This is a genomic window from uncultured Parasphingorhabdus sp., assembly GCF_963975555.1.
GTDB lineage: Bacteria > Pseudomonadota > Alphaproteobacteria > Sphingomonadales > Sphingomonadaceae > Parasphingorhabdus.
The window spans coordinates 105,041-123,470 of sequence record NZ_CAXBHH010000006.1 but is presented as its reverse complement, the minus strand read 5'-3'; the positions used below and the strand labels follow the sequence as shown (position 1 = coordinate 123,470).

Sequence of the window (18,430 nt, the reverse complement as noted above, 5' to 3'; positions counted from 1 at the left end):
GACATGCGCAATCTCGCCCTCTTTTCCATAATATTGATGCTGCTATCCTGCGCCAGCGAACCGGCAATCGACACAATACCGGGCCCAACGCAAATTGTCCGATTGTCCGATTCGGAGATCAAGGGACTCGATCCACAAAAAGTCTCTGATCTGTCTTCGCTCCGCGTCGCCGCCGACCAGTTCGAGGGTCTGACCCGTCTGGATGCCAAAGGGAATGCGGAGCCGGGACTGGCCAGCGAATGGCAAATCTCGCCCGATGGGCTGACCTGGACTTTTGCCTTGCGGCAAAATTTGCGATTTTCCGATGGCATAGATTTTGACGCGACGCTTTTTCCAGCCCTGTTTCAGCGCCTCCGCGCCCCTGAAACAGCGGCAGCCGCCAAGGCCTTGTTCGGGAATATCGTGGCAGTAGCGGCGCCCGACCCGAATCGGCTTATCGTGACCCTCGCCTCCCCCGATCCGTCGCTGCCGGCACTGCTGGCCCATCCGGCGATGGCAGCCCTGCCCCTCCACCGGATCCGCGATGCTGGCGACAAATGGACTTCTGACCGGCCGATGATTGCCAGCGGCCCGTATCAATTGATCGAATGGAAATTGAACGACCATGCGCGGCTGGAACGCAATCCCGCGTGGTATGACGGGACAGCACCCACTGCGACCATCATCTGGAAGCCGATGGACGACAGTCTTTCGGCGATGCGCCTGTTCCTTTCGGATGGTGCGGATATTGCCGCCGACTATCCGGCAAGCCGTCATCAATGGCTCAAGGAGAACCATCCTACCGCCGCCCATAGCGTGCCCTATCTCGGCAGCTATTATTTCGCCTTCAACACCCGCGCGCCTCCCTTTGATGACCGCAGGGTACGCAGAGCCCTGTCGATGGCGGTCGAACGCGAGTGGATCGCCGACAAGGTGATCGGGATCGGCAATATCCCGGCATGGGGATTGCTGCCGCCGGGACTGGCCGGTCCGGCAGCGACAAGACCCGAATGGGCAAACTGGCCGCGTAAAAAGCGGCTGCAGGAGGCGAGCGCTTTGCTCGACGCCGCCGGCTTTGGCTCGGACAATCCGCTGCGTTTCGAAATCCGCTTCAACAGCTCCGCCGAGCACCGCCGCGTATCGGTGGCTATGGCAGCAATGTGGAAACCGCTGGGCGTCGAAGCCAGCCTGTTCAACAGCGAAGCTGCGCTGCATTTCGCCGCGCTCCGCCAACATGATTTCGCTCTATCCCGGTCGGGCTGGATTGCCGACCTGCCGACACCGGAAAACTTCCTGCTGGTTCACCAGCAGGCCAATGGCGGCGGCAATTATTCGGGCTATGACAATCCGGTCTATGACCGTATTTTGGCACAGGCAATCGCCGAACCGGACACTCGCCAACGCCAAAAACTGATGCGCGATGCGGAAGCGATCCTGATCGCCGACATGCCGATCCTGCCGCTCTATTTTTACGTCACGCGCAGTCTGGTGGCACCGCGCATCGCGGGATGGGAAGATAATATTTCCAATGTGCATCCCAGCCGCACTCTGCTTATAAGGCCATGATGAATTTCCGGTCGACATTCTGGCTGAACAGCCTGCTGGCACTAGTTGCTATTCCCTTGCTCGCTGCCTGCAGCTTTGCCGAGGACGAGGATCAGGTGAGAGTCACCGTGATCGAGGACGGCTCGACACACATTAATCCGGTCGGGACCCGGCTGACCTTCGCCTCGTCGACGATGCGCGCAGCGATGGCCAAAGGCCTCGTCGGACTTGACCAGGAAGGCCGGGTTGTCCCCGCACTTGCCGCCCGATGGATCGTTTCCGAAGATGGCCTCAGCTATATTTTCCGTCTGTTCGATGCGAAATGGGATGATGGCAGACAGATAACCGCCGAACGGGTCGCCCGTCTGCTTCGCTCCCGTTTTTCCGAACTTCGCAAAAGCCGTTTGCAATATGACGTCTCGGTCGTCGACGAAGTCGTGTCGATGACCGGCCGGGTGATCGAGATCCGTCTGGACGCACCGCATCCCAATTTCCTTCAGCTGCTCGCCCAACCGGAAATGGGGCTGTTCCGGGCAGGTCATGGCGCCGGACCGATGCGGCTGCTTAGCGAAGAGGATGGCATCAAGCTCAATCGCTTTGATGAACCCTCGCAGGAAGACGAGGAAGAAGAAGCGGAACAGGAAGATGACCGCTGGGTGTCCTTGCGCAGCGAAACCGCAGCCGCAGCCATAGCCCGCTATCGGGCCGGCGGCGTTCAGGTCGTCCTGAACGGGAAATATCACCATCTGCCGCTAGTCGACGCAGCGGACATCAGCAGCAGCGACCTGAGGCTCGATCCGGTCGCCGGCCTGTTCGGACTAAGGTTCATTCGCGCCGAAGGCTTCTGGGCGGTCCCGGGCAACCGCGAAATACTGGCAATGGCGATCAACCGTCCGGCGTTGCTGACCTCCTTTCCCGGTGTCAGTGCCTGGCAGAGCCGGCTCAAGATCATCCCCGAGGCGCTTGATGTCGAAGGGATCAACACTTATCCGGACTGGGCCAGCATGACGATGGAGGCACGAACGGCCTTCGCCAGAAACCATGTGACTCGATGGAAAGCTTCGGAAGGACGAATAACCCCGCTCACCATCGCTCTGTCTGATGCAGCGGGCGCCGATATCCTGTTCAAGCGTATCCAGTCGGATCTTAGAAGAGTAGGACTGGACGCAAGAAGAGTCGGCCTAGGCAAAAATGCCGATGTCGAGCTGATGGACGAGATTGCCCCCTATGATAGCGCGCAATGGTTTTTGAAACAGCTGACCTGCACCCAGACCCCGGTCTGCCTGAACGACGCTGATGCAAAAATTGCCGAAGCCGATGCAGCGACCAATCTGCAGATCAAGGCCCGACTCTATGCCGAGATTGAGAAAATTCTGGTCGAACATTATAATTTCATTCCGATCGCGGTTCCGATCCGCTGGTCGCTTGCCAAACAGGGTCAGCGTGGCTTTTCCGTCAATTCCCGCGGATGGCATCCATTGAACACACTGGTCGGCATCCCTATATCCTGACTGTGTTGGTAGTATATGACAGGGAGGCCCCATGGCCATTTCCGAAGAACAGTTAAAGCGTCTCGCCGAACAATTGCCCGACGTCAGCCGAGATCCGCAATCCGTACGCAACCGCGTCGAGGCGATGGAGAAAGTGCTGGAACGGGCCTTCGTGATTCCGGGCACCAATCGTCCCATCGGCGTGGATTCCATCGTCGGCCTGATTCCGGTGGTCGGTGATATCGTCACCGCGCTCATGGGTGCCTATATCGTCTGGGAAGCCCGCAATCTTGGTATGTCCAAGCTACAACTGACCCGTATGGCGGCCAATGTCGGTATCGATACTGCGCTCGGCGCGATCCCCTTTGCTGGCGACGTGTTCGACTTTTTCTGGCGCTCGAACAGCAAGAATCTGAAGATCATCCGCAAGCATCTCGACAAACATCATCCCGGGACACGGACGATTGAAGGTTAGGCGGTGCTCTGCACCCGATGCACTACCCCCCACGCCAAATCTTGATCGGCATATCGTCCTTCGCCGCCCGCATATAGGCCGGACAACGCTGCGGTCGGAAACTCCTGCCAAGGCAGAGCTTCACCTCCTGCAACCAGCCACGCGCATTCACCTTTAACCGCAGCATATCGGGCTGGAGCCCTTCGTTCGCCGCCGCGAAGGCGTTGCGAAATTGCCCCACGGTGAGCGGCTTGCGCGACAACCGGTCCATGTCCGGAAAGCGCACGGCATCGAACATGATCCGTGATACCCGGAAATAGGTTTCCGGACGCTTGGTCATGCAGGTCCCGTGCTTCGCCCATTCATGCGCCATCATCTTCGTGGTCGGCATCATGCAGAAATTGCGCTTTATAACCGCGGGCGGCAGCGCCTTGGTCGGCGCGCAATATTGCGGATAGGCTGGTCCCTGCGTGTCGGGCCATAGGCCATGGAGAATGAAGGCAAAGCTTCCGTCGTCCCCGCTACACTGCGTCTTGTCGCGGCGGCTGTCCTTGCGGTTGCGGCAATATTCCGGCGACCAGCTGAGCGCCAGCGTATAGGCAGTGACAGGTTTAATGCGGCGGGGTTCGGAGGCTGGTTTACGCTCGGCGGGCGCGCTGAGGCCCGATGGTGGGCGACATTGGTAGGACTGGGCGTTGGCGGATGTTGAGGCCATAGCCAACAACAGGCACAAAGCCACGGGTCGCCCCAGCGAAGGCTGGGGCCTAGACCACCGTTCAAGGAGCCCAGACGATTGGCCTAGATCCCAGCCTTCGCCGGGATGACGATTTCTAAACCGGCGCAAAATCCAGCCCGATGTCTGCTGCCGGCGCGCTTTGCGTGAGCCTTCCCACCGAGATATAATCAACCCCGGTCTCCGCTTTTTCGCGGATCGTCTCCAGCGTCACGCCGCCACTCGCCTCTACCGGCACGCGACCACCGATCAGAGTCACCGCGCCGCGCAGAGTCGCCGGTTCCATATTGTCGAGCAGCAAATTGGTGGCTCCCGCCGCCAGTGCCGGTTCGATCTGGTCGATACGATCGACTTCGCAAATGATCTTTTCGACGCCTGCTTCCTTGGCGCGCCGGACCGCTTCATCAACCGATCCGGCGACCGCAACATGATTGTCCTTGATCATGGCTGCGTCCCACAGGCCCATGCGGTGGTTCTGCGCGCCGCCCATCCGCGTCGCATATTTCTCCAGCACCCGCAGGCCCGGTATCGTCTTGCGGGTGTCGAGCAGGATGCAGCCGGTCCCCTCGATCCGCCGGACATAATCATTGGTCATGGTCGCGATACCGGTAAGATGCTGCACCGTGTTGAGCGCGCTGCGCTCCGCGGTCAGCATCGCCCGGCCCTTGCCCTTCAGCCGCATGATATCGGTGCCGGCCGCAACCGCCTCACCTTCAGCCACAAGGACTTCAATCTCCACATCCGGGTCCAGATAGCGGAAAAAGGCTTCCGCAATCGGCAGCCCGGCGATCACCGCATCAACGCGGCTGTCCATGACACCGGAGAATATGGCATCGGCCGGAATGACCGCCTCGGAGGTCACATCCTTCCCCCCTTCACCAAGCGGCCCGCCAAGATCTTCGGCGAGCGTGGATTGCAAAAAGGCGGTAAGATCGAAGCGGTTCAGGGTAAAGGTCAAATCACTTACCCCTTATGCGCCAGATCAGTTGGCCCCAAATCGCCTTGCCCGACCGTCGCGCTCGCCATTTCCATCATCCGGTCGATCGACTTGCGCGCTTGCAAGCGCAGGTTCTCGTCCATCTCGATGCGCGGTTCGAGGTCACGCAGAGCTACATAGAGTTTCTCCATCGTGTTGAGCGCCATATAGGGGCAGATATTGCAGTTGCAGTTGCCGTCCGCGCCGGGGGCGCCGATGAAATTCTTTTCCGGCACCGCTTTTTCCATCTGGTGGATGATATGCGGTTCGGTGGCGATGATGATCGTGTCGCCTTCGAATTCCTTGGCATATTTCAGGATCGCGCTGGTCGATCCGACCATGTCCGCGTGATCGAGAATATAGGCGGGGCATTCGGGATGCGCGGCCACCGGTGCACCGGGATGCTGGGTCTGCAGCTTGAGCAACTCGGTCTCGCTAAACGCTTCGTGGACGATGCAGACGCCGGGCCAGAGCAGCATGTCGCGACCGGTTTTCTTGGCGATATAACCGCCGAGATGCTTGTCCGGACCAAAGATGATCTTCTGGTCGAGTGGAATCTGCGACAGGATATGTTCGGCCGATGAACTGGTGACGATGATGTCCGACAGCGCCTTCACCTCGGCCGAGCAATTGATATAGGTCAGCGCGATATGGTCGGGATGTTCGTCGCGAAAGGCCTTGAACTTGTCCGGCGGACAGCTGTCTTCGAGGCTGCAACCCGCATCCATGTCCGGCAACACGACGATCTTGTCCGGCGACAGGATTTTCGCGGTTTCGGCCATGAATTTCACGCCGCAGAAGGCGATGACATCGGCATCGGTTTCCGCCGCCATTTTGGACAGTTCGAGACTGTCACCGACAAAGTCGGCGATATCCTGAATTTCCGGTTTCTGGTAATAATGGGCGAGGATGATTGCGTTGCGCTCCTTGCGCAGCTTGTTGATTTCCTCAACAATATCCACTCCGGCCAAGCTGCCGCCAATTCCATCACGTGCGTCCATTATATTATTCCTCTGTCCTGCGTACCCCCTCCATATAGGAAACGAATAACCATTTGTCTCGTGCCGAACGCCCGAGTCGCGGTAAAATCATCTTCACGTTGGCCAAGAAGCAGTGATGAGAATATCTTTACACTAACCAGCACCCCCAATCGATTCCGCAATCCGCTGAAACGGAGGAAACAGGGACAAGCCGGTCGTTACCACATGGGCCGCCGTCACTATGGCACCAGTTGCCAGCGTCGCGGGATGGATATGGCCGATGATTTTTTGGTCGTGCCTCGCCAGCACGACGACAAAGACCAGCTGGCATAGCAGAATGAGCCACTCGCCCCAGTCTCCCAGCAAAGGCATGGGCAACAGGCGACCAAATGCCGGTTCCAGGGCAATGAGAGTGGCACCGATCATGATCCGGCGATGCCATTGGGTTTGCCGACGCAACATGATTGCCCAGACAACCATGGCGGCAAAAACCAGCATTTCCACGAGCACGAGCGCCAGAAAATAGGAACCGTTGAAAAACGGCGGAAAGCGCTGCAGCTGAACCGCCATATATCCCGTGTAGAGACCGGTGACACATATTATCAGAGCGAGCCCGCCGCCCAGCCAGCCGATCTTGCGGTGCAGAGCCGTCTTACCGCGCTGGATCAGGATATTTTGCGCCACTATCAACCCCAGCCAGCCCAGCATCAGGATTCCGTGCAGATGCACCCATCTCGGCACCGCCTGAAAATTCACCATTCCGCGCATTGAAAATTGCGCGAAACCAAAAATGATAACCGCCGCTAGAATGATGGAAAACCGGACAAAAAATCGTTGATCAAGCGCATATTCCATGGCCCGGTTCATCGTCCGATTATTAATATTCTGCTCCGCTCCCACGTTTCCACCTCCCTCGAAGTTTCTCCTAAAGCAGATATAATCCCATTCTAACGGGTTGGGAATATAGTTTGGGCGACCCGTAAATGTCGTTTGCAGATATTTGCGCTCAGTGGCTGATGCGGAATTTCATGATCCGGCCGGTCACTTTCTGCTCCGCATCCATGCCACCCAATATATAATATTCCTGCCCCGCCTTCGCGAGACCGCGGTGGTCCATGCTCGCTTCGGCCAGCCTCCCCAGTTCGATCCATTTGTCGGATTTCAGATCATAAGCAAAAAAGCCGCCGGATGGTTTGGCCGGTACACCGTCATAGCCGATGCCGTCATAATTATAGGGATTGTCACCACCACCGGCGAAAATGATCCGCTGACCAGCCTCGTCGCCAATCGCCGCCATCCGGTATTTTGCTACACCGGCATGAGTGTCGACACCGCGCCAGCTGATCTGTGTCGGGTTTTTCGGATCGATATCGCCGCGCCAGGTCAGCTTGGCAGCGACAAATTTGCGTTTGCCGTCGGCGAAGATCGATGCGACCCCGTCGGTGACGATGATGCTGTCGCCCGCGATCCCGCCGCTATGACCGAAGACCGGCGTACCGGGAAAGGGCGTGGCCTCGGTCCAAGCGCCGGTCTGCGTATCGAACATCTGCACGACGCTGACATTGCCTTCGTCATGCCAGCCGGAGATCAGATAGATGAAGCGGTCCTGATAGGGCACTGCCAGCATATCATCGACCGGGGTCGGCATATCGGCCTTTTGCTCATAGCTGCCGGTAGCGGGATCGAATGCGAAGACTTCCGGCGTGGAAAGCTCATCACCATTTGCAGCAACGCTATAACCACCAAAAATATAGATTTTCCCCGCTACGGTCACGGCCGCGCTGGCCAGTCGCCCTTCCGGCACCGGCACGGACGCGATTGTCTTGCACGACTGGGTAGCAATCACGCAGGCAAAAGCGGCGTTGCTGGTATCTTTCCAGGTCTTGCCCGCCTTCAGACCGTTGAAACTATACAAGGTCGGGCCTTCCGGACCATCGGCGACGGCCACCGCATTATTGCTGATCGGTTCCGGCAAGGCAAAGTCGGCGGTTTGCGAGAGCGGTTCCGGCTGCGGGCTCTGTTCACAGCCTGACAACGTCAAAACGGTCAGCAGCATTGCTGCCGCAGTGGTAATCTGCATTTTCATTGCGCCTCATCCCTCTTCGTCTGCTGCTCCGCCAATATGTCCCCGATCGGCCGCGAATAATCCCATCTTTCCTTGTAGCGGCTGCGTTCATAAGGGAAAAAGGCATCTATCTTTGCTTCCACGCCCGCCGCTTGCAACGGCACGACGAAATTGTGCCGCACCGCCCGCCGAGCGGCTTCCCGGGCCAGACGAACCTGCACCGGATTTTGCGCCTGCATTGCCAGTTCCGCGACGCCCTTTTTGCGATTGGCCTGATCAAGGACATTTTCCGCATCGGTCAAAGCCATCAATATGCCGCCGTCATCATAGGTCTGGATCTGTTCGATGTGGACCTCTGGCCGGGCAATTTCTATCCCTGGAATCTCGACATAGAGCGTATTGTCGCGAGCATCCCAACGGACATCCTCAGCGCCAAGCTTGGCCAGGTCCAGTTCGTAACGCACCGTGCCCGGCATGATCAAAGTCTTGCGTGCCGACAGGCCGAGTTTGGTCAGCGTGGTGGTCACCGTGGCATTATAGCTCGCCGAGAAAACCGTCAGCCGGTTCTGTTCCTGCATATTGGTCAGGCTGGCGTTGGCAATCGACACCGGGTCGGGGCTGATACTGCTTTCGACGCGGGAGAAGAGCAACCAGGCCAGAACGCCGAGCAGAATCAGCACCCCGCCGATTATGACAAAAGGGAGCCACAAGCGGGAAGGCCGGGAATTCATCCCGCCATCGCCCAGACTTCGCCCGATTGCGTCACGCGTCCCTTGTTCCGGAGATCGATCAAATGGGCACGCACCGATTGCCCCGCCGCACCGTTCAGACGCGGATCAAGGCCCTTGTACATCTGCGGGACCATTTCGGTGATCGCGGCAGGTGCTTTTTCCAGCAGCTTCAATATCTGCCGTTCGCGCTGCTTGCGATGGCCCATCATCCCGCGCACCAGCTGCCGTGTATTCGTCACTTTCTTGCCATGGGCGGGATAATAGACCTTGTCCTCGCGCTCATAAAGCTTCTGCAGGCTCGCCATATAGTCGGCCATATCGCCGTCGGGAGGAACAATCACGCTGGTCGACCAGGCCATGACATGATCGCCGGTAAACATCGCGCCGGATTCCTGCACCGCGAGGCAGAGATGGTTGGACGTATGTCCCGGCGTCGCCACCGCTTCGATGGTCCAGCCATCACCGGATATAGTCTCGCCATCGCCGAGCACCCGGTCCGGCTTATATTCCTTGTCAAAACTCTCGTCGGCGCGCGGTCCGTCATCGTCGAGCACCAGCGGCGCGCAACCAATGATCGGCGCGCCGGTGCGTGCAGAAAGCGGCGCAGCGGCAGGGCTGTGGTCACGATGGGTGTGGGTGCACATGATCGCGCTGATTCTGGCGTCGCCAACAGCGGCGATTATCGCATCAATATGTTCGTCAATCGCTGGCCCCGGATCAATGATCGCCCGGTCCGACTTGTTACCGACAATATAGGTTTGCGTCCCGGTATAGGTATAGGGACTGGGATTGCCGGCGAGCACACGCGCGACAAGTGGCTCCATCTGTTCGCACAGGCCGGTCGGAAAATTCGAGGGGTCAAAGTCCATCGGTCTGATGTGGCATATCCCGCCCATAAAACAACCATGAAAAAAGGCGGTCCGCAAAACGAACCGCCCTTATGCCCCCTTCAAAACAGCTTAACCCGCTTATGTCAGTGAGAGTTGAGCCTGCAGCACGGCAATGCTGCGATCGATTTCCTTGATTTTTTTCGCGCGATCAAACTTGCTATCTTTACATTTTACGGCATCGGCCCGCTCTTTTTTCAGCCCTTGCAGCGCTGCGTCGAGTATCGCCGTCTTATCGATCTTGACTTCAAATCCGCCGCAACCGGCAACCACGGCCCAAGCCTGTCCGGAGAGGTCGCTTTCGCCGCCCATGGCGATCTGCCTGTTCATCGCAACGCAATCGGGACCGTTGACCTTGCCGCTGTGAGCAACGGCTCTATTCCGGCCAGAATCGGAAGTAGCGTTCGATGTGACGCTGGAAGTGGCATTGGATATGGATTTTTGAACGGTATAGAATATCGAAGATATGCGAGCGGCTGACGCGGATTCCGCTACCGCATCGCGTTGCGCTTCCCGCGCCTCCCGCTGCGCCTCTCTCGCTTCTGCCATAGCCTCACGCCTGGCTTCCCGGGCTTCCTGCAAAGCCTCGCGAACTTCCTGGTCCGCTTCCCGCAGCTCTTGGTTCATCTCTCTTTGGGCCTGGGCCAGTTCCCGTTCGACCTCGCGCATGGTCGATCCCATGTGCTCGCTATCCAGTCCGCTTTCGCGGAGCGCCTTGTCAGCCTCAAGCCGCGATTTTTCGGCTTCAGCAACCATTTGACGAACTTCTTTATCGCTCAGCTTCTTGTTCGTGCGCAGGATGATCGTTCTGCCATCATGTTTTATCTTGTGCACATAATCTTTCGACAGATCGCCGCTTTTGCGCCCGTTCAGCATCGTGATATTGATTGTATCGCCGTCGTCAGCAGTGGTTGTTGGAGCCAAAGGCGCTATCGGGGCAACGGGTGCCAGAGGCGCCGCAGGGGCGGATGGAGCCACCGGCGGAAATGGCGCGTTCGGTGCCGATATATTTGCAACGTCGTCCGCGACCGCCTCGGCATAGGTCACGGTTGCCGTCAGCGGCAAGGTGATGACCGTGCCGACCCCAACCAAAGCGAATCCCAGTCGGCGACGGAGAGCGGATTTTTCCGATTGTCCCAACATTTTGAGACGGCCCTTGATCTTGTCTTTCTGGTTCAGCGGACTGGCAAGCCCCAGCCGGTGGCCCGAAGCCGATTTGGCGATAGTCCGTCCGTAAACAGCACGGACGTCACGACCGCTCTGCTCAAGGATCCGCGCGTCGCAGGCGGTCTCCTGATCCTGCCGAAAATAAATCCATGCGAACCACGCAACCGGACTGAACCAGTGCAGGGACAATATCGTCAGCCCGACAAAATTGGCCGCGAGATCCCCCGACTCATGGTGGGCAATTTCGTGCGCCAGTGCCAGTTCCCGCTCCCGCGGCGCATAATCGCGAAAGAAATTGGTCGGAACCGCGATATATTTTTCAAACACGCCGAAAGCCAGAGGACCTCCAACAGCTGCGGTTTCAAGGATCTTGATAGTTCCGTGGCGACCGATCAACCGGCCATCAGCGACGATATCTTCCCGGAATTGCAGATAGGCGGCGAGCTTGCTGATGAACAGCAGACCCGCTCCACCGAGCCAGAGGATGATGGCAATCATCGTCCAGTCAAGTGACGCCAGCGCGCCCAGGCTAGTCGCTTGCGGCGGGACCGCAGCAACCAGACCAGATCCGTCCATCGCAGGCATGAGCGTGGCTGCAGGCTCGACCTCTGCCGGTGCCTGAAGGGTAAGTGTTGGCATGAACAAGCGCGCCAGCGGCAATATCCAGAGCAGATAGGCGATGCGCGCGCCAAAGAAATGACTGACCGGTTTGCGGATCATCAATATCAGCACCATCAACAGGGTCATCGAGAACATGGTATCCCAGATCCATTGGTTCAATTCGCCGCTCATTTTTTCAACTCCCTCAAAAGCTCCTCGATTTCGCGGATGTCATCAGCGCTCAGTTCATCGGCCTCGGCCAGATGGGCAACCAATGGCATGACTTTTCCCCCGAAAAGCCGATCCACAAAATTCCGTGATACGCCGGTGAGATAATCATCCCGTTCCACCAGCGGAGAATAAAGAAAACGACGACCATCGCGCTCGGTGCCGACGACCGCTTTTGCGGCCAGCCGGGACAACAGGGTCTTGACCGTCTGAAGAGACCAGTCCTTCTCCTGGACCACCTGGTCCGCCACTTCTGTAGCGGTCAGGGGAGCACGTTTCCAAAGAACTTCCATCACCGCATGTTCGGCATCGCTAATGCGTTCAGCCATGATTATCGGGACTCCCTTGAATATCGTCAGTGACTACATGTGTAGTTTCAATGATTACAGTTGTAAACACTCAATTGAACATTCGATGTCGTTGGTGGATGGGCAGCGGCCGTTTGTCGAAAAGCCGCGCGTTGTCGAATTATCTTACAAGTTTACAAATGTTAACAGCAATTAAACCATACAAGTCATTAGAATATATGGACTTTATAAAACTGGCACAAGGGATGCAACGTATCGGGTGTACATGACTTTTCACACCCACATCTCCTTTCAGGAGGTACGAATGAGGGGGATGGCGTACTGGTCTCCGCCGTCCCCTCTCGTTTCACAGTTTAGACAGACACTACCCAAAATAAAACGGCTCGATCCTCCTAGATCGAGCCGTTTTTCATTTCTTCGACTGTGGGTGCGGCAGAAAAGCGTTTAGGCTTCAGCTGGTGCAACCTTTTTCTCGGCCATCAATTCGCCAAGCTCGCCGGCTTCATACATTTCCATCATGATATCGCTGCCACCGACAAATTCGCCTTTGACATAAAGCTGCGGGATCGTCGGCCAATCCGAATATTCCTTTATTCCCTGCCGCACTTCCATGTCCTGAAGGACATCGAAAGAATCGAACCCGACTCCCAGATGCTCAAGAATGGCAATCGCACGGCTTGAGAATCCGCATTGCGGGAAAAGCGGCGTGCCTTTCATGAACAGCACCACGTCATTGCTGTTCACCACAGCGTCAATTTTTGCTTTTACATCGCTCATATATATTCTCCTAGTCGGGAACCGCGGTGGTGAGTTGCAACGCATGCAGTTCACCGCCCATTTTTCCCTTTAGTGCCGCGTAAACCGCCTGATGCTGTTTCACACGGTTCATCCCCGCAAACGCAGCAGCAGTCACTTTTGCGGCATAATGATCGCCATCACCGGCCAGATCGGTAATTTCAACCGAAGCGTCCGGAAAGGCAGCCAAGATCATGGCCTCGATATCTGCGCTTGCCATGGGCATCTGCCTAACTGGCTTCTTCGATAAACTGACGCCGGGCTTCGACCATCTTGTCGGTCAGGGCCGTACGAATCGCCGAATCGTCGATCTCGATACCGGCCGACGTCAAATCACCAAGCAATTTGCGGATGACATCTTCGTCGCCTGCTTCTTCAAAATCAGCCGCTACGACCTCTTTCGCATAAGCAGCCGTTTCTTCGGGCGTCAGCGCCATTTTCTCGGCAGCCCATTGGCCCAGCAGACGATTACGCCGCGCGGTAACTCTGAATTCCATCTCTTCGTCACGTGCAAATTTCGTTTCGAACGCACGTTCGCGATCTTTAAAGTCTGTCATGGCTTTTCCTTGATCAATGCTATCATAAAAATAGGCATCACCGATGCTTCCTACAAGTGCGCGCGGGCAATCAATCGGCGACTTTGACTACCAATTTACCGATGGCGCCACGATCTGCCATTTTCTGGATGGCCTGACCTGCATTTTCAAAGGCAAATATCTCTGACACGCGCGGCTGGATGAGACCCTGGTCCCAGAGCTTGAACAACCGGTCGATATGCGCCCGGTTTCCCTCTGGATCGCGCGCCGCATAAGCACCCCAGAACACACCGCAAACATCACAGGATTTGAGCAGGGTCAGATTGAGTGGCAGTTTCGCGATACCAGCCGGGAAACCGACCACCAGAAAACGGCCTTCCCAGGCAATCGAGCGTACCGCCGGTTCGCTATAATCACCACCGACCGCATCATAAATAACGTCAGCGCCGCCCGGGCCAACCGCTGCCTTGAACTGCGCGGCCAAAGCCTTGGATTGATCCTTGTCGAACGGAGCGCGGCCATAGACGACGGTTTCGTCAGCACCGGCCGATTTCGCAAAAGCAGCCTTTTCTTCAGAAGATACCGCTGCAACAACGCGCGCGCCAAAAGCTTTGCCCAGTTCGACGGCCGCGATACCCACGCCACCGGAAGCACCGAGCACCAGAAGGGTTTCACCTTCCTTGATATGACCGCGATCGACGAGAGCGTGGATCGACGTGCCGTAGGTCAGGATCAGCGCCGACGCGTCTTCAAAGCTGACGCTATCGGGAATTTTGAATACGGCATTCTGGTCGACAACAACCTTCTCGACCAGACCGCCATGGCCAGTGGTCGAAGCGACCCGGTCACCGATTTTCAAATCGGTCACGCCTTCGCCGACCGCCGCAATCACACCGGACACTTCTCCGCCTGGCGCAAATGGCCGCTGCGGCTTGAACTGGTACATGTCCTGAATGATCAGCACGTCAGGATAGTTGATCGAGCAGGCTTTGACATCGATAAGGACCTGGCCCTTGCCGGCAACGGGATCGGCGACGTCCAGCATCTCCAGTGTATCCGGTCCGCCCACTTTGGTTGACATCAAAGCCTTCATTTTACTTCCTCTCTGGAATATTGTTCGGATCCTATGCCGCTATGGGTATCAGCCACGGCTGTGCAGAATCACTATTTTTCTCGTGCCGCTCTATGGCATCGGACTTTGCCAATGTCAGGTCAATTTCGTCGAGCCCTTCAACAAGGCACTGATGCCGGAACGGATCCATCTCGAAAGCAAACCGGTCCTGGAACGGCGTGGTAATGCTCATGCTTTCCATATCGATGGTGATCGGATCGGTCTTGGCGACCTCCATCAACCGGTCGACAGCAGCCTGTGGCACTGCAATGGCAAGCAATCCGTTTTTAAAGGCATTGCCCGAAAAAATATCGGAAAAGCTTGGTGCGATGACCGCAGTGATCCCCAAATCAGCCAGGGCCCAGGCCGCATGCTCGCGGCTCGATCCGCAGCCGAAATTATCGCCGGCAATCAATATTGTGGCACCGGCATATTCCGGATCGTCAAAAATATTGCCCTCCTGCGCGCGGATCGCTTCGAATGCGCCCTCGCCCAGCCCTTCGCGCGATATGGTTTTCAGCCATTTCGCCGGGATGATGACGTCGGTATCGACATTTTTCTGGCCGAAGGGAATAGCACGACCTTCTACGCGGTTAATCGGTTTCATCTCTATTCTTCTTCACTATTGTCGACAAGATCATCGCTGTCATCGTCATCATAATCCGGCTCATTTTCATATTTCGGCAGCGGCTTGTCGTTGACTGGTTTGAATTCATTATGCTTCTTCATCTGATGCCGTCCGGCGTACATCAGAGCCGCCGCAACCGCAGCCGATCCGATCGCGGCGCCGACTTTGGCGCCGGTCGACCATTTCGCTGAATCATCATTCTTGGCGGACGGTTCTACGGACGGTTTGTCATTTTTCTTGTCGTCGCTCATTTCAACCTCTCATCTTGTCAGTTCACGCACGTCGGTGAGCCTGCCCGTTACGGCCGCAGCGGCGGCCATTGCGGGTGACATCAAATGCGTTCTAGCACCAGGCCCCTGCCGTCCAACAAAATTGCGGTTGGAAGTGGATGCACAGCGCTCACCTGCAGGCACCTTGTCGGGGTTCATGCCGAGACAGGCAGAGCAACCCGGTTCGCGCCATTCGAAACCGGCATCGGTGAATATCCGGTCGAGTCCTTCGGCTTCGGCCTGAGCTTTGACCAGCCCCGAACCCGGCACCACGATCGCCCATTTGATATTGTCGGCTTTCTTGCGGCCTTGCAATACCGCAGCCGCAGCCCGGAGATCCTCGATCCGGCTGTTGGTGCAACTGCCGATGAAGATATTCTCGATTGTGACATCGTGCAGCGCCTGCCCAGCTTCCAGCCCCATATAATCCAGAGACTTGCGTGCGGCATCCTGCTTTGACGGATCGGCAAAGCTGTCCGGCGCGGGCACCACGCCATTCACCGGAACGACATCTTCGGGACTGGTGCCCCAGGTCACGGTCGGCGAAACATCGGCAGCATTGATGGTCACGCTTTTGTCAAATTTCGCGCCTTCATCGGTTGGCAGCGTCTTCCAATAAGCCAGCGCCGCGTCCCAGTCCGCTCCCTTGGGCGCCATCGGACGGCCTTTCAGATAGGCGAATGTCTTTTCATCCGGAGCGACCAGGCCAGCGCGCGCGCCGCCTTCGATCGACATATTGGCGACCGTCAAGCGGCCCTCGATCGACATTTGTTCGAACACTTCGCCGCGATATTCGATAACATGACCGGTTCCGCCAGCCGTGCCGATCACCCCGACAATGTGGAGGATCAGGTCTTTCGGGCTGATACCGGGACCGAGCAAGCCATCCACGCGAATTTCCATCGTTTTCGAGCGCGTCAGTTGCAGCGTCTGCGTCGCCAGCACATGCTCGACTTCGCTGGTGCCGATACCGAAGGCGAGAGCGCCCAAGGCGCCATGCGCCGCGGTATGGCTATCGCCGCAAACCAGTGTCGTGCCCGGCAGGGTAAAACCCTGCTCCGGACCAATCACGTGGACAATACCCTGATTGATATCGCTGGCACCAATATATTTGATGCCGAAAGCCGGCGCATTGGCTTCCAGAGCTTCCAGCTGCGCCGCGCTTTGCGGATCGGCGATCGGAATTTTCTGCCCCTTGGCATCAAGCCGCGCGGTGGTCGGCAGATTGTGATCCGGAACCGCCAGAGTCAGGTCCGGCCGACGGACCTTGCGTCCGGCCTTGCGAAGGCCTTCAAAAGCCTGCGGGCTAGTCACTTCGTGGACCAGGTGCCGGTCGATATAGATCAACGCCGTGCCGTCATCGCGCTGGTCAACAACATGGGCGTCCCAGATTTTCTCGTACAGGGTTTTTGGCTGGTTCATAGCTGCTTTCAATATTGTGTCTGACAAGCGTCAGATGGGATCCCAAGCGATGTAGCGACTAACCTCGGGAGATTCCAGCCTTCGCTGAAGCCGCCTATGAGAATATTTACTTCAAAAGCCGTCGGGAAAGGATTATCTCCGCACTATGAGCATTTTTGCGATCCTGACCACTATCATTGCTTCTGTTGTCGCAATGGAATGCATTGCCTGGGGAGCGCATAAATATATCATGCACGGTTTTGGCTGGGCGTGGCACCGCGATCATCACGAACCGCACGACAAGCGCCTGGAAAAAAATGATCTATTCGGCATTGCTGGCGCCGTGATGAGCATCTCCATGTTCATCGTCGGCAGCCCGATGATCATGGGTACGAGGGCATGGGAGCCGGGCACATGGATCGGTCTCGGTATATTATTTTACGGCATCATCTACACTTTGGTCCACGATGGCCTGGTCCATCAGCGTTACTTTAAATACGTCCCCAAGCGTGGCTATGCCAAAAGGCTGGTGCAGGCGCACAAGCTGCACCATGCGACAATTGGCAAGGAAGGCGGGGTGAGTTTCGGCTTTGTGTTTGCTCGCGATCCGGCGAAGCTGAAGGCGGAATTGAAAGTGCAGCGGGAGGCCGGAGTCGCGGTTGTACGGGATGCGGTGGGTTAAATCCGGCTGCCTCTGATCGAGGCCCAGATCGTCAGACCGATACCGATAAAGATGATCATTCCACCGATCAGCAGTCGAGTGGTCAATATTTCATCGAGCAATATCACGCCTCCCATCGCGGCAATCGCTGGCACCGAAAGTTGCGACACGGCTGCGCTGGTGATCGATATCCGCGCCAGTATCTTGTACCAAAGCACATAACCCAGCGCAGAGGTTATACCGCCTGAAATCGCGGCAAGAGCAAAGCCTTGCCAGGTCAGCGCGGACAGATCGACGAAGGGAAGAAGCAGCAACGCCAACAAGCTGGCCCCCACGAAATAGCGAGCCGTGGCCAGCGAAGGGTCGCTCCCGAGCTTGCCGGACCATGTATAAAATCCCCAGGCCACGCCTGCGCTAGCCATCAAGATAGCGCTCGCCAGCGGCGGAGCCGAAGCGCCCGGTGCCATCAGATAGATCAAGCCGCCCAGCGCGATTATTACTCCGGCCAGTTGTCCCTTGGTAGGAACGACGCCCCTGAACAGGCCGATAAGCTGCATGGTAATCTGTCCGGCCGGGAACAGGATCAGCGCCCCTATACCCGCGTCGAGCCGGACATAGGCCCAGGAGAAAGCCGCGGCATAGACAAAGAGCGAAAGCGCGCCAGCCACGTCGCGTTTGCCCGGCATGATCGGCTTGCGCTTCTGCACCGTAAACAGCACGCACAACATCAGCGCACCGGCAACAAGCCGGACGATGGTATAGCCAGCCCAGTCGATTTGCGCCCCGGCCAATGCTGCGCGCACCAGAATCGAATTGCCGGCAAAGGCAAGCAATATGCTGACAAGCAGGAAAACGGTCGTCAGCGACCCGTCAGATTTTCTCACAA

General features: G+C 57.2%; 21 protein-coding genes. 4 read left to right on the top strand and 17 right to left on the bottom strand.

Annotated elements, in window-relative coordinates; all coding sequences use genetic code 11:
* Nucleotides 1–3 precede the first annotated feature (3 nt).
* From AAC060_RS13000 to AAC060_RS12990, 3 genes are read left to right on the top strand one after another with little or no spacing between them, the layout of a single operon-like run.
* Complete coding sequence (locus AAC060_RS13000) at nucleotides 4–1,545, top strand: peptide ABC transporter substrate-binding protein (RefSeq protein ID WP_339826891.1); 1,542 nt, start codon at nucleotides 4–6, stop codon at nucleotides 1,543–1,545.
* Entirely contained in the window at nucleotides 1,542–3,035 is a 1,494-nt protein-coding gene (locus AAC060_RS12995) for an ABC transporter substrate-binding protein (RefSeq protein ID WP_339826889.1), read from the top strand. Before AAC060_RS13000 ends, AAC060_RS12995 begins: the two co-directional genes overlap by 4 nt.
* A gap of 31 nt (nucleotides 3,036–3,066) precedes the next feature.
* On the top strand, nucleotides 3,067–3,489 hold the full coding sequence (locus AAC060_RS12990; protein WP_339826887.1) for a DUF4112 domain-containing protein: 423 nt from the start codon (nucleotides 3,067–3,069) through the stop codon (nucleotides 3,487–3,489).
* A gap of 22 nt (nucleotides 3,490–3,511) precedes the next feature.
* Here AAC060_RS12990 and AAC060_RS12985 read toward each other — a convergent pair whose 3' ends face one another.
* The 16 genes from AAC060_RS12985 to leuC all read right to left on the bottom strand — a co-directional run bounded on the left by AAC060_RS12985 (nucleotide 3,512) and on the right by leuC (nucleotide 16,904).
* A complete protein-coding gene (locus tag AAC060_RS12985) occupies nucleotides 3,512–4,183 on the bottom strand; it encodes a ribonuclease T (protein ID WP_339826885.1) in 672 nt (223 codons plus the stop codon).
* A gap of 115 nt (nucleotides 4,184–4,298) precedes the next feature.
* Nucleotides 4,299–5,159: a carboxylating nicotinate-nucleotide diphosphorylase gene (gene nadC, locus AAC060_RS12980; RefSeq protein WP_339826883.1), complete on the bottom strand. Its 861-nt coding sequence runs from the start codon at nucleotides 5,157–5,159 to the stop codon at nucleotides 4,299–4,301.
* 5 nt (nucleotides 5,160–5,164) lie between these two features.
* Entirely contained in the window at nucleotides 5,165–6,178 is a 1,014-nt protein-coding gene (nadA, locus tag AAC060_RS12975) for a quinolinate synthase NadA (RefSeq protein WP_339826881.1), read from the bottom strand.
* Nucleotides 6,179–6,310: 132 nt separating this feature from the next.
* Nucleotides 6,311–7,024 (bottom strand): adenylate cyclase, encoded by a 714-nt coding sequence (locus AAC060_RS12970; protein WP_339826879.1) that lies wholly within the window; start codon nucleotides 7,022–7,024, stop codon nucleotides 6,311–6,313.
* 139 nt (nucleotides 7,025–7,163) lie between these two features.
* Entirely contained in the window at nucleotides 7,164–8,243 is a 1,080-nt protein-coding gene (locus AAC060_RS12965; protein WP_339826877.1) for a hypothetical protein, read from the bottom strand.
* A complete protein-coding gene (locus AAC060_RS12960) occupies nucleotides 8,240–8,953 on the bottom strand; it encodes a DUF4230 domain-containing protein (protein ID WP_339826875.1) in 714 nt (237 codons plus the stop codon). Before AAC060_RS12960 ends, AAC060_RS12965 begins: the two co-directional genes overlap by 4 nt.
* The gene (locus AAC060_RS12955) at nucleotides 8,950–9,822 is read right to left on the bottom strand and encodes an MBL fold metallo-hydrolase (protein WP_339826873.1); all 873 of its coding nucleotides are present in this window, start codon (nucleotides 9,820–9,822) and stop codon (nucleotides 8,950–8,952) included. The genes AAC060_RS12960 and AAC060_RS12955 overlap by 4 nt, the downstream gene beginning before the upstream one ends.
* A 99-nt stretch (nucleotides 9,823–9,921) precedes the next feature.
* Complete coding sequence (locus AAC060_RS12950) at nucleotides 9,922–11,799, bottom strand: M56 family metallopeptidase (RefSeq protein WP_339826871.1); 1,878 nt, start codon at nucleotides 11,797–11,799, stop codon at nucleotides 9,922–9,924.
* On the bottom strand, nucleotides 11,796–12,164 hold the full coding sequence (locus tag AAC060_RS12945) for a BlaI/MecI/CopY family transcriptional regulator (protein ID WP_339826869.1): 369 nt from the start codon (nucleotides 12,162–12,164) through the stop codon (nucleotides 11,796–11,798). The genes AAC060_RS12950 and AAC060_RS12945 overlap by 4 nt, the downstream gene beginning before the upstream one ends.
* A 423-nt stretch (nucleotides 12,165–12,587) precedes the next feature.
* Nucleotides 12,588–12,920, bottom strand: coding sequence for a Grx4 family monothiol glutaredoxin (gene grxD, locus AAC060_RS12940; protein WP_339826867.1), 333 nt, complete (start codon nucleotides 12,918–12,920; stop codon nucleotides 12,588–12,590).
* Nucleotides 12,921–12,930: 10 nt separating this feature from the next.
* Nucleotides 12,931–13,164, bottom strand: coding sequence for a BolA/IbaG family iron-sulfur metabolism protein (locus tag AAC060_RS12935; protein WP_339826865.1), 234 nt, complete (start codon nucleotides 13,162–13,164; stop codon nucleotides 12,931–12,933).
* A 4-nt stretch (nucleotides 13,165–13,168) separates the two neighbouring features.
* The gene (locus tag AAC060_RS12930) at nucleotides 13,169–13,495 is read right to left on the bottom strand and encodes a DUF1476 domain-containing protein (RefSeq protein ID WP_339826863.1); all 327 of its coding nucleotides are present in this window, start codon (nucleotides 13,493–13,495) and stop codon (nucleotides 13,169–13,171) included.
* Nucleotides 13,496–13,565: 70 nt separating this feature from the next.
* Nucleotides 13,566–14,567 carry an NADPH:quinone oxidoreductase family protein gene (locus AAC060_RS12925; protein ID WP_339826861.1) on the bottom strand — a complete coding sequence of 334 codons (1,002 nt, stop codon included), beginning with the start codon at nucleotides 14,565–14,567 and terminating at the stop codon, nucleotides 13,566–13,568.
* Between the two features lie 31 nt (nucleotides 14,568–14,598).
* On the bottom strand, nucleotides 14,599–15,192 hold the full coding sequence (gene leuD, locus AAC060_RS12920; protein WP_339826859.1) for a 3-isopropylmalate dehydratase small subunit: 594 nt from the start codon (nucleotides 15,190–15,192) through the stop codon (nucleotides 14,599–14,601).
* A gap of 2 nt (nucleotides 15,193–15,194) precedes the next feature.
* Entirely contained in the window at nucleotides 15,195–15,464 is a 270-nt protein-coding gene (locus AAC060_RS12915; protein ID WP_339826857.1) for a hypothetical protein, read from the bottom strand.
* 9 nt (nucleotides 15,465–15,473) lie between these two features.
* Nucleotides 15,474–16,904: a 3-isopropylmalate dehydratase large subunit gene (gene leuC, locus AAC060_RS12910; protein ID WP_339826855.1), complete on the bottom strand. Its 1,431-nt coding sequence runs from the start codon at nucleotides 16,902–16,904 to the stop codon at nucleotides 15,474–15,476.
* Nucleotides 16,905–17,049: 145 nt separating this feature from the next.
* On the opposite strand from leuC, the gene AAC060_RS12905 reads away from it, so the two are divergent.
* Nucleotides 17,050–17,565, top strand: coding sequence for a sterol desaturase family protein (locus AAC060_RS12905; protein WP_339826853.1), 516 nt, complete (start codon nucleotides 17,050–17,052; stop codon nucleotides 17,563–17,565).
* Here the strand turns inward: AAC060_RS12905 and AAC060_RS12900 are convergent.
* Nucleotides 17,562–18,428 carry an EamA family transporter gene (locus tag AAC060_RS12900; RefSeq protein ID WP_339826851.1) on the bottom strand — a complete coding sequence of 289 codons (867 nt, stop codon included), beginning with the start codon at nucleotides 18,426–18,428 and terminating at the stop codon, nucleotides 17,562–17,564. The genes AAC060_RS12905 and AAC060_RS12900 overlap by 4 nt on opposite strands.
* Between the last annotated feature and the right edge of the window lie 2 nt (nucleotides 18,429–18,430).

Coding starts and splice junctions, on each gene's coding strand:
- AAC060_RS12985 (WP_339826885.1), bottom strand. CDS start 4,183: ATGGCCTCAACATCCGCCAACGCCCAGTCCTACCAATGTCGCCCACCA.
- AAC060_RS12965 (WP_339826877.1), bottom strand. CDS start 8,243: ATGAAAATGCAGATTACCACTGCGGCAGCAATGCTGCTGACCGTTTTG.
- grxD (WP_339826867.1), bottom strand. CDS start 12,920: ATGAGCGATGTAAAAGCAAAAATTGACGCTGTGGTGAACAGCAATGAC.
- AAC060_RS12925 (WP_339826861.1), bottom strand. CDS start 14,567: ATGAAGGCTTTGATGTCAACCAAAGTGGGCGGACCGGATACACTGGAG.
- AAC060_RS12905 (WP_339826853.1), top strand. CDS start 17,050: ATGAGCATTTTTGCGATCCTGACCACTATCATTGCTTCTGTTGTCGCA.
- AAC060_RS12990 (WP_339826887.1), top strand. CDS start 3,067: ATGGCCATTTCCGAAGAACAGTTAAAGCGTCTCGCCGAACAATTGCCC.
- leuD (WP_339826859.1), bottom strand. CDS start 15,192: ATGAAACCGATTAACCGCGTAGAAGGTCGTGCTATTCCCTTCGGCCAG.
- nadA (WP_339826881.1), bottom strand. CDS start 6,178: ATGGACGCACGTGATGGAATTGGCGGCAGCTTGGCCGGAGTGGATATT.
- AAC060_RS12950 (WP_339826871.1), bottom strand. CDS start 11,799: ATGAGCGGCGAATTGAACCAATGGATCTGGGATACCATGTTCTCGATG.
- AAC060_RS12955 (WP_339826873.1), bottom strand. CDS start 9,822: ATGGACTTTGACCCCTCGAATTTTCCGACCGGCCTGTGCGAACAGATG.
- AAC060_RS12960 (WP_339826875.1), bottom strand. CDS start 8,953: ATGAATTCCCGGCCTTCCCGCTTGTGGCTCCCTTTTGTCATAATCGGC.
- AAC060_RS12935 (WP_339826865.1), bottom strand. CDS start 13,164: ATGCCCATGGCAAGCGCAGATATCGAGGCCATGATCTTGGCTGCCTTT.
- AAC060_RS12995 (WP_339826889.1), top strand. CDS start 1,542: ATGATGAATTTCCGGTCGACATTCTGGCTGAACAGCCTGCTGGCACTA.
- leuC (WP_339826855.1), bottom strand. CDS start 16,904: ATGAACCAGCCAAAAACCCTGTACGAGAAAATCTGGGACGCCCATGTT.
- AAC060_RS12970 (WP_339826879.1), bottom strand. CDS start 7,024: ATGAACCGGGCCATGGAATATGCGCTTGATCAACGATTTTTTGTCCGG.
- AAC060_RS13000 (WP_339826891.1), top strand. CDS start 4: ATGCGCAATCTCGCCCTCTTTTCCATAATATTGATGCTGCTATCCTGC.
- AAC060_RS12930 (WP_339826863.1), bottom strand. CDS start 13,495: ATGACAGACTTTAAAGATCGCGAACGTGCGTTCGAAACGAAATTTGCA.
- AAC060_RS12915 (WP_339826857.1), bottom strand. CDS start 15,464: ATGAGCGACGACAAGAAAAATGACAAACCGTCCGTAGAACCGTCCGCC.
- AAC060_RS12945 (WP_339826869.1), bottom strand. CDS start 12,164: ATGGCTGAACGCATTAGCGATGCCGAACATGCGGTGATGGAAGTTCTT.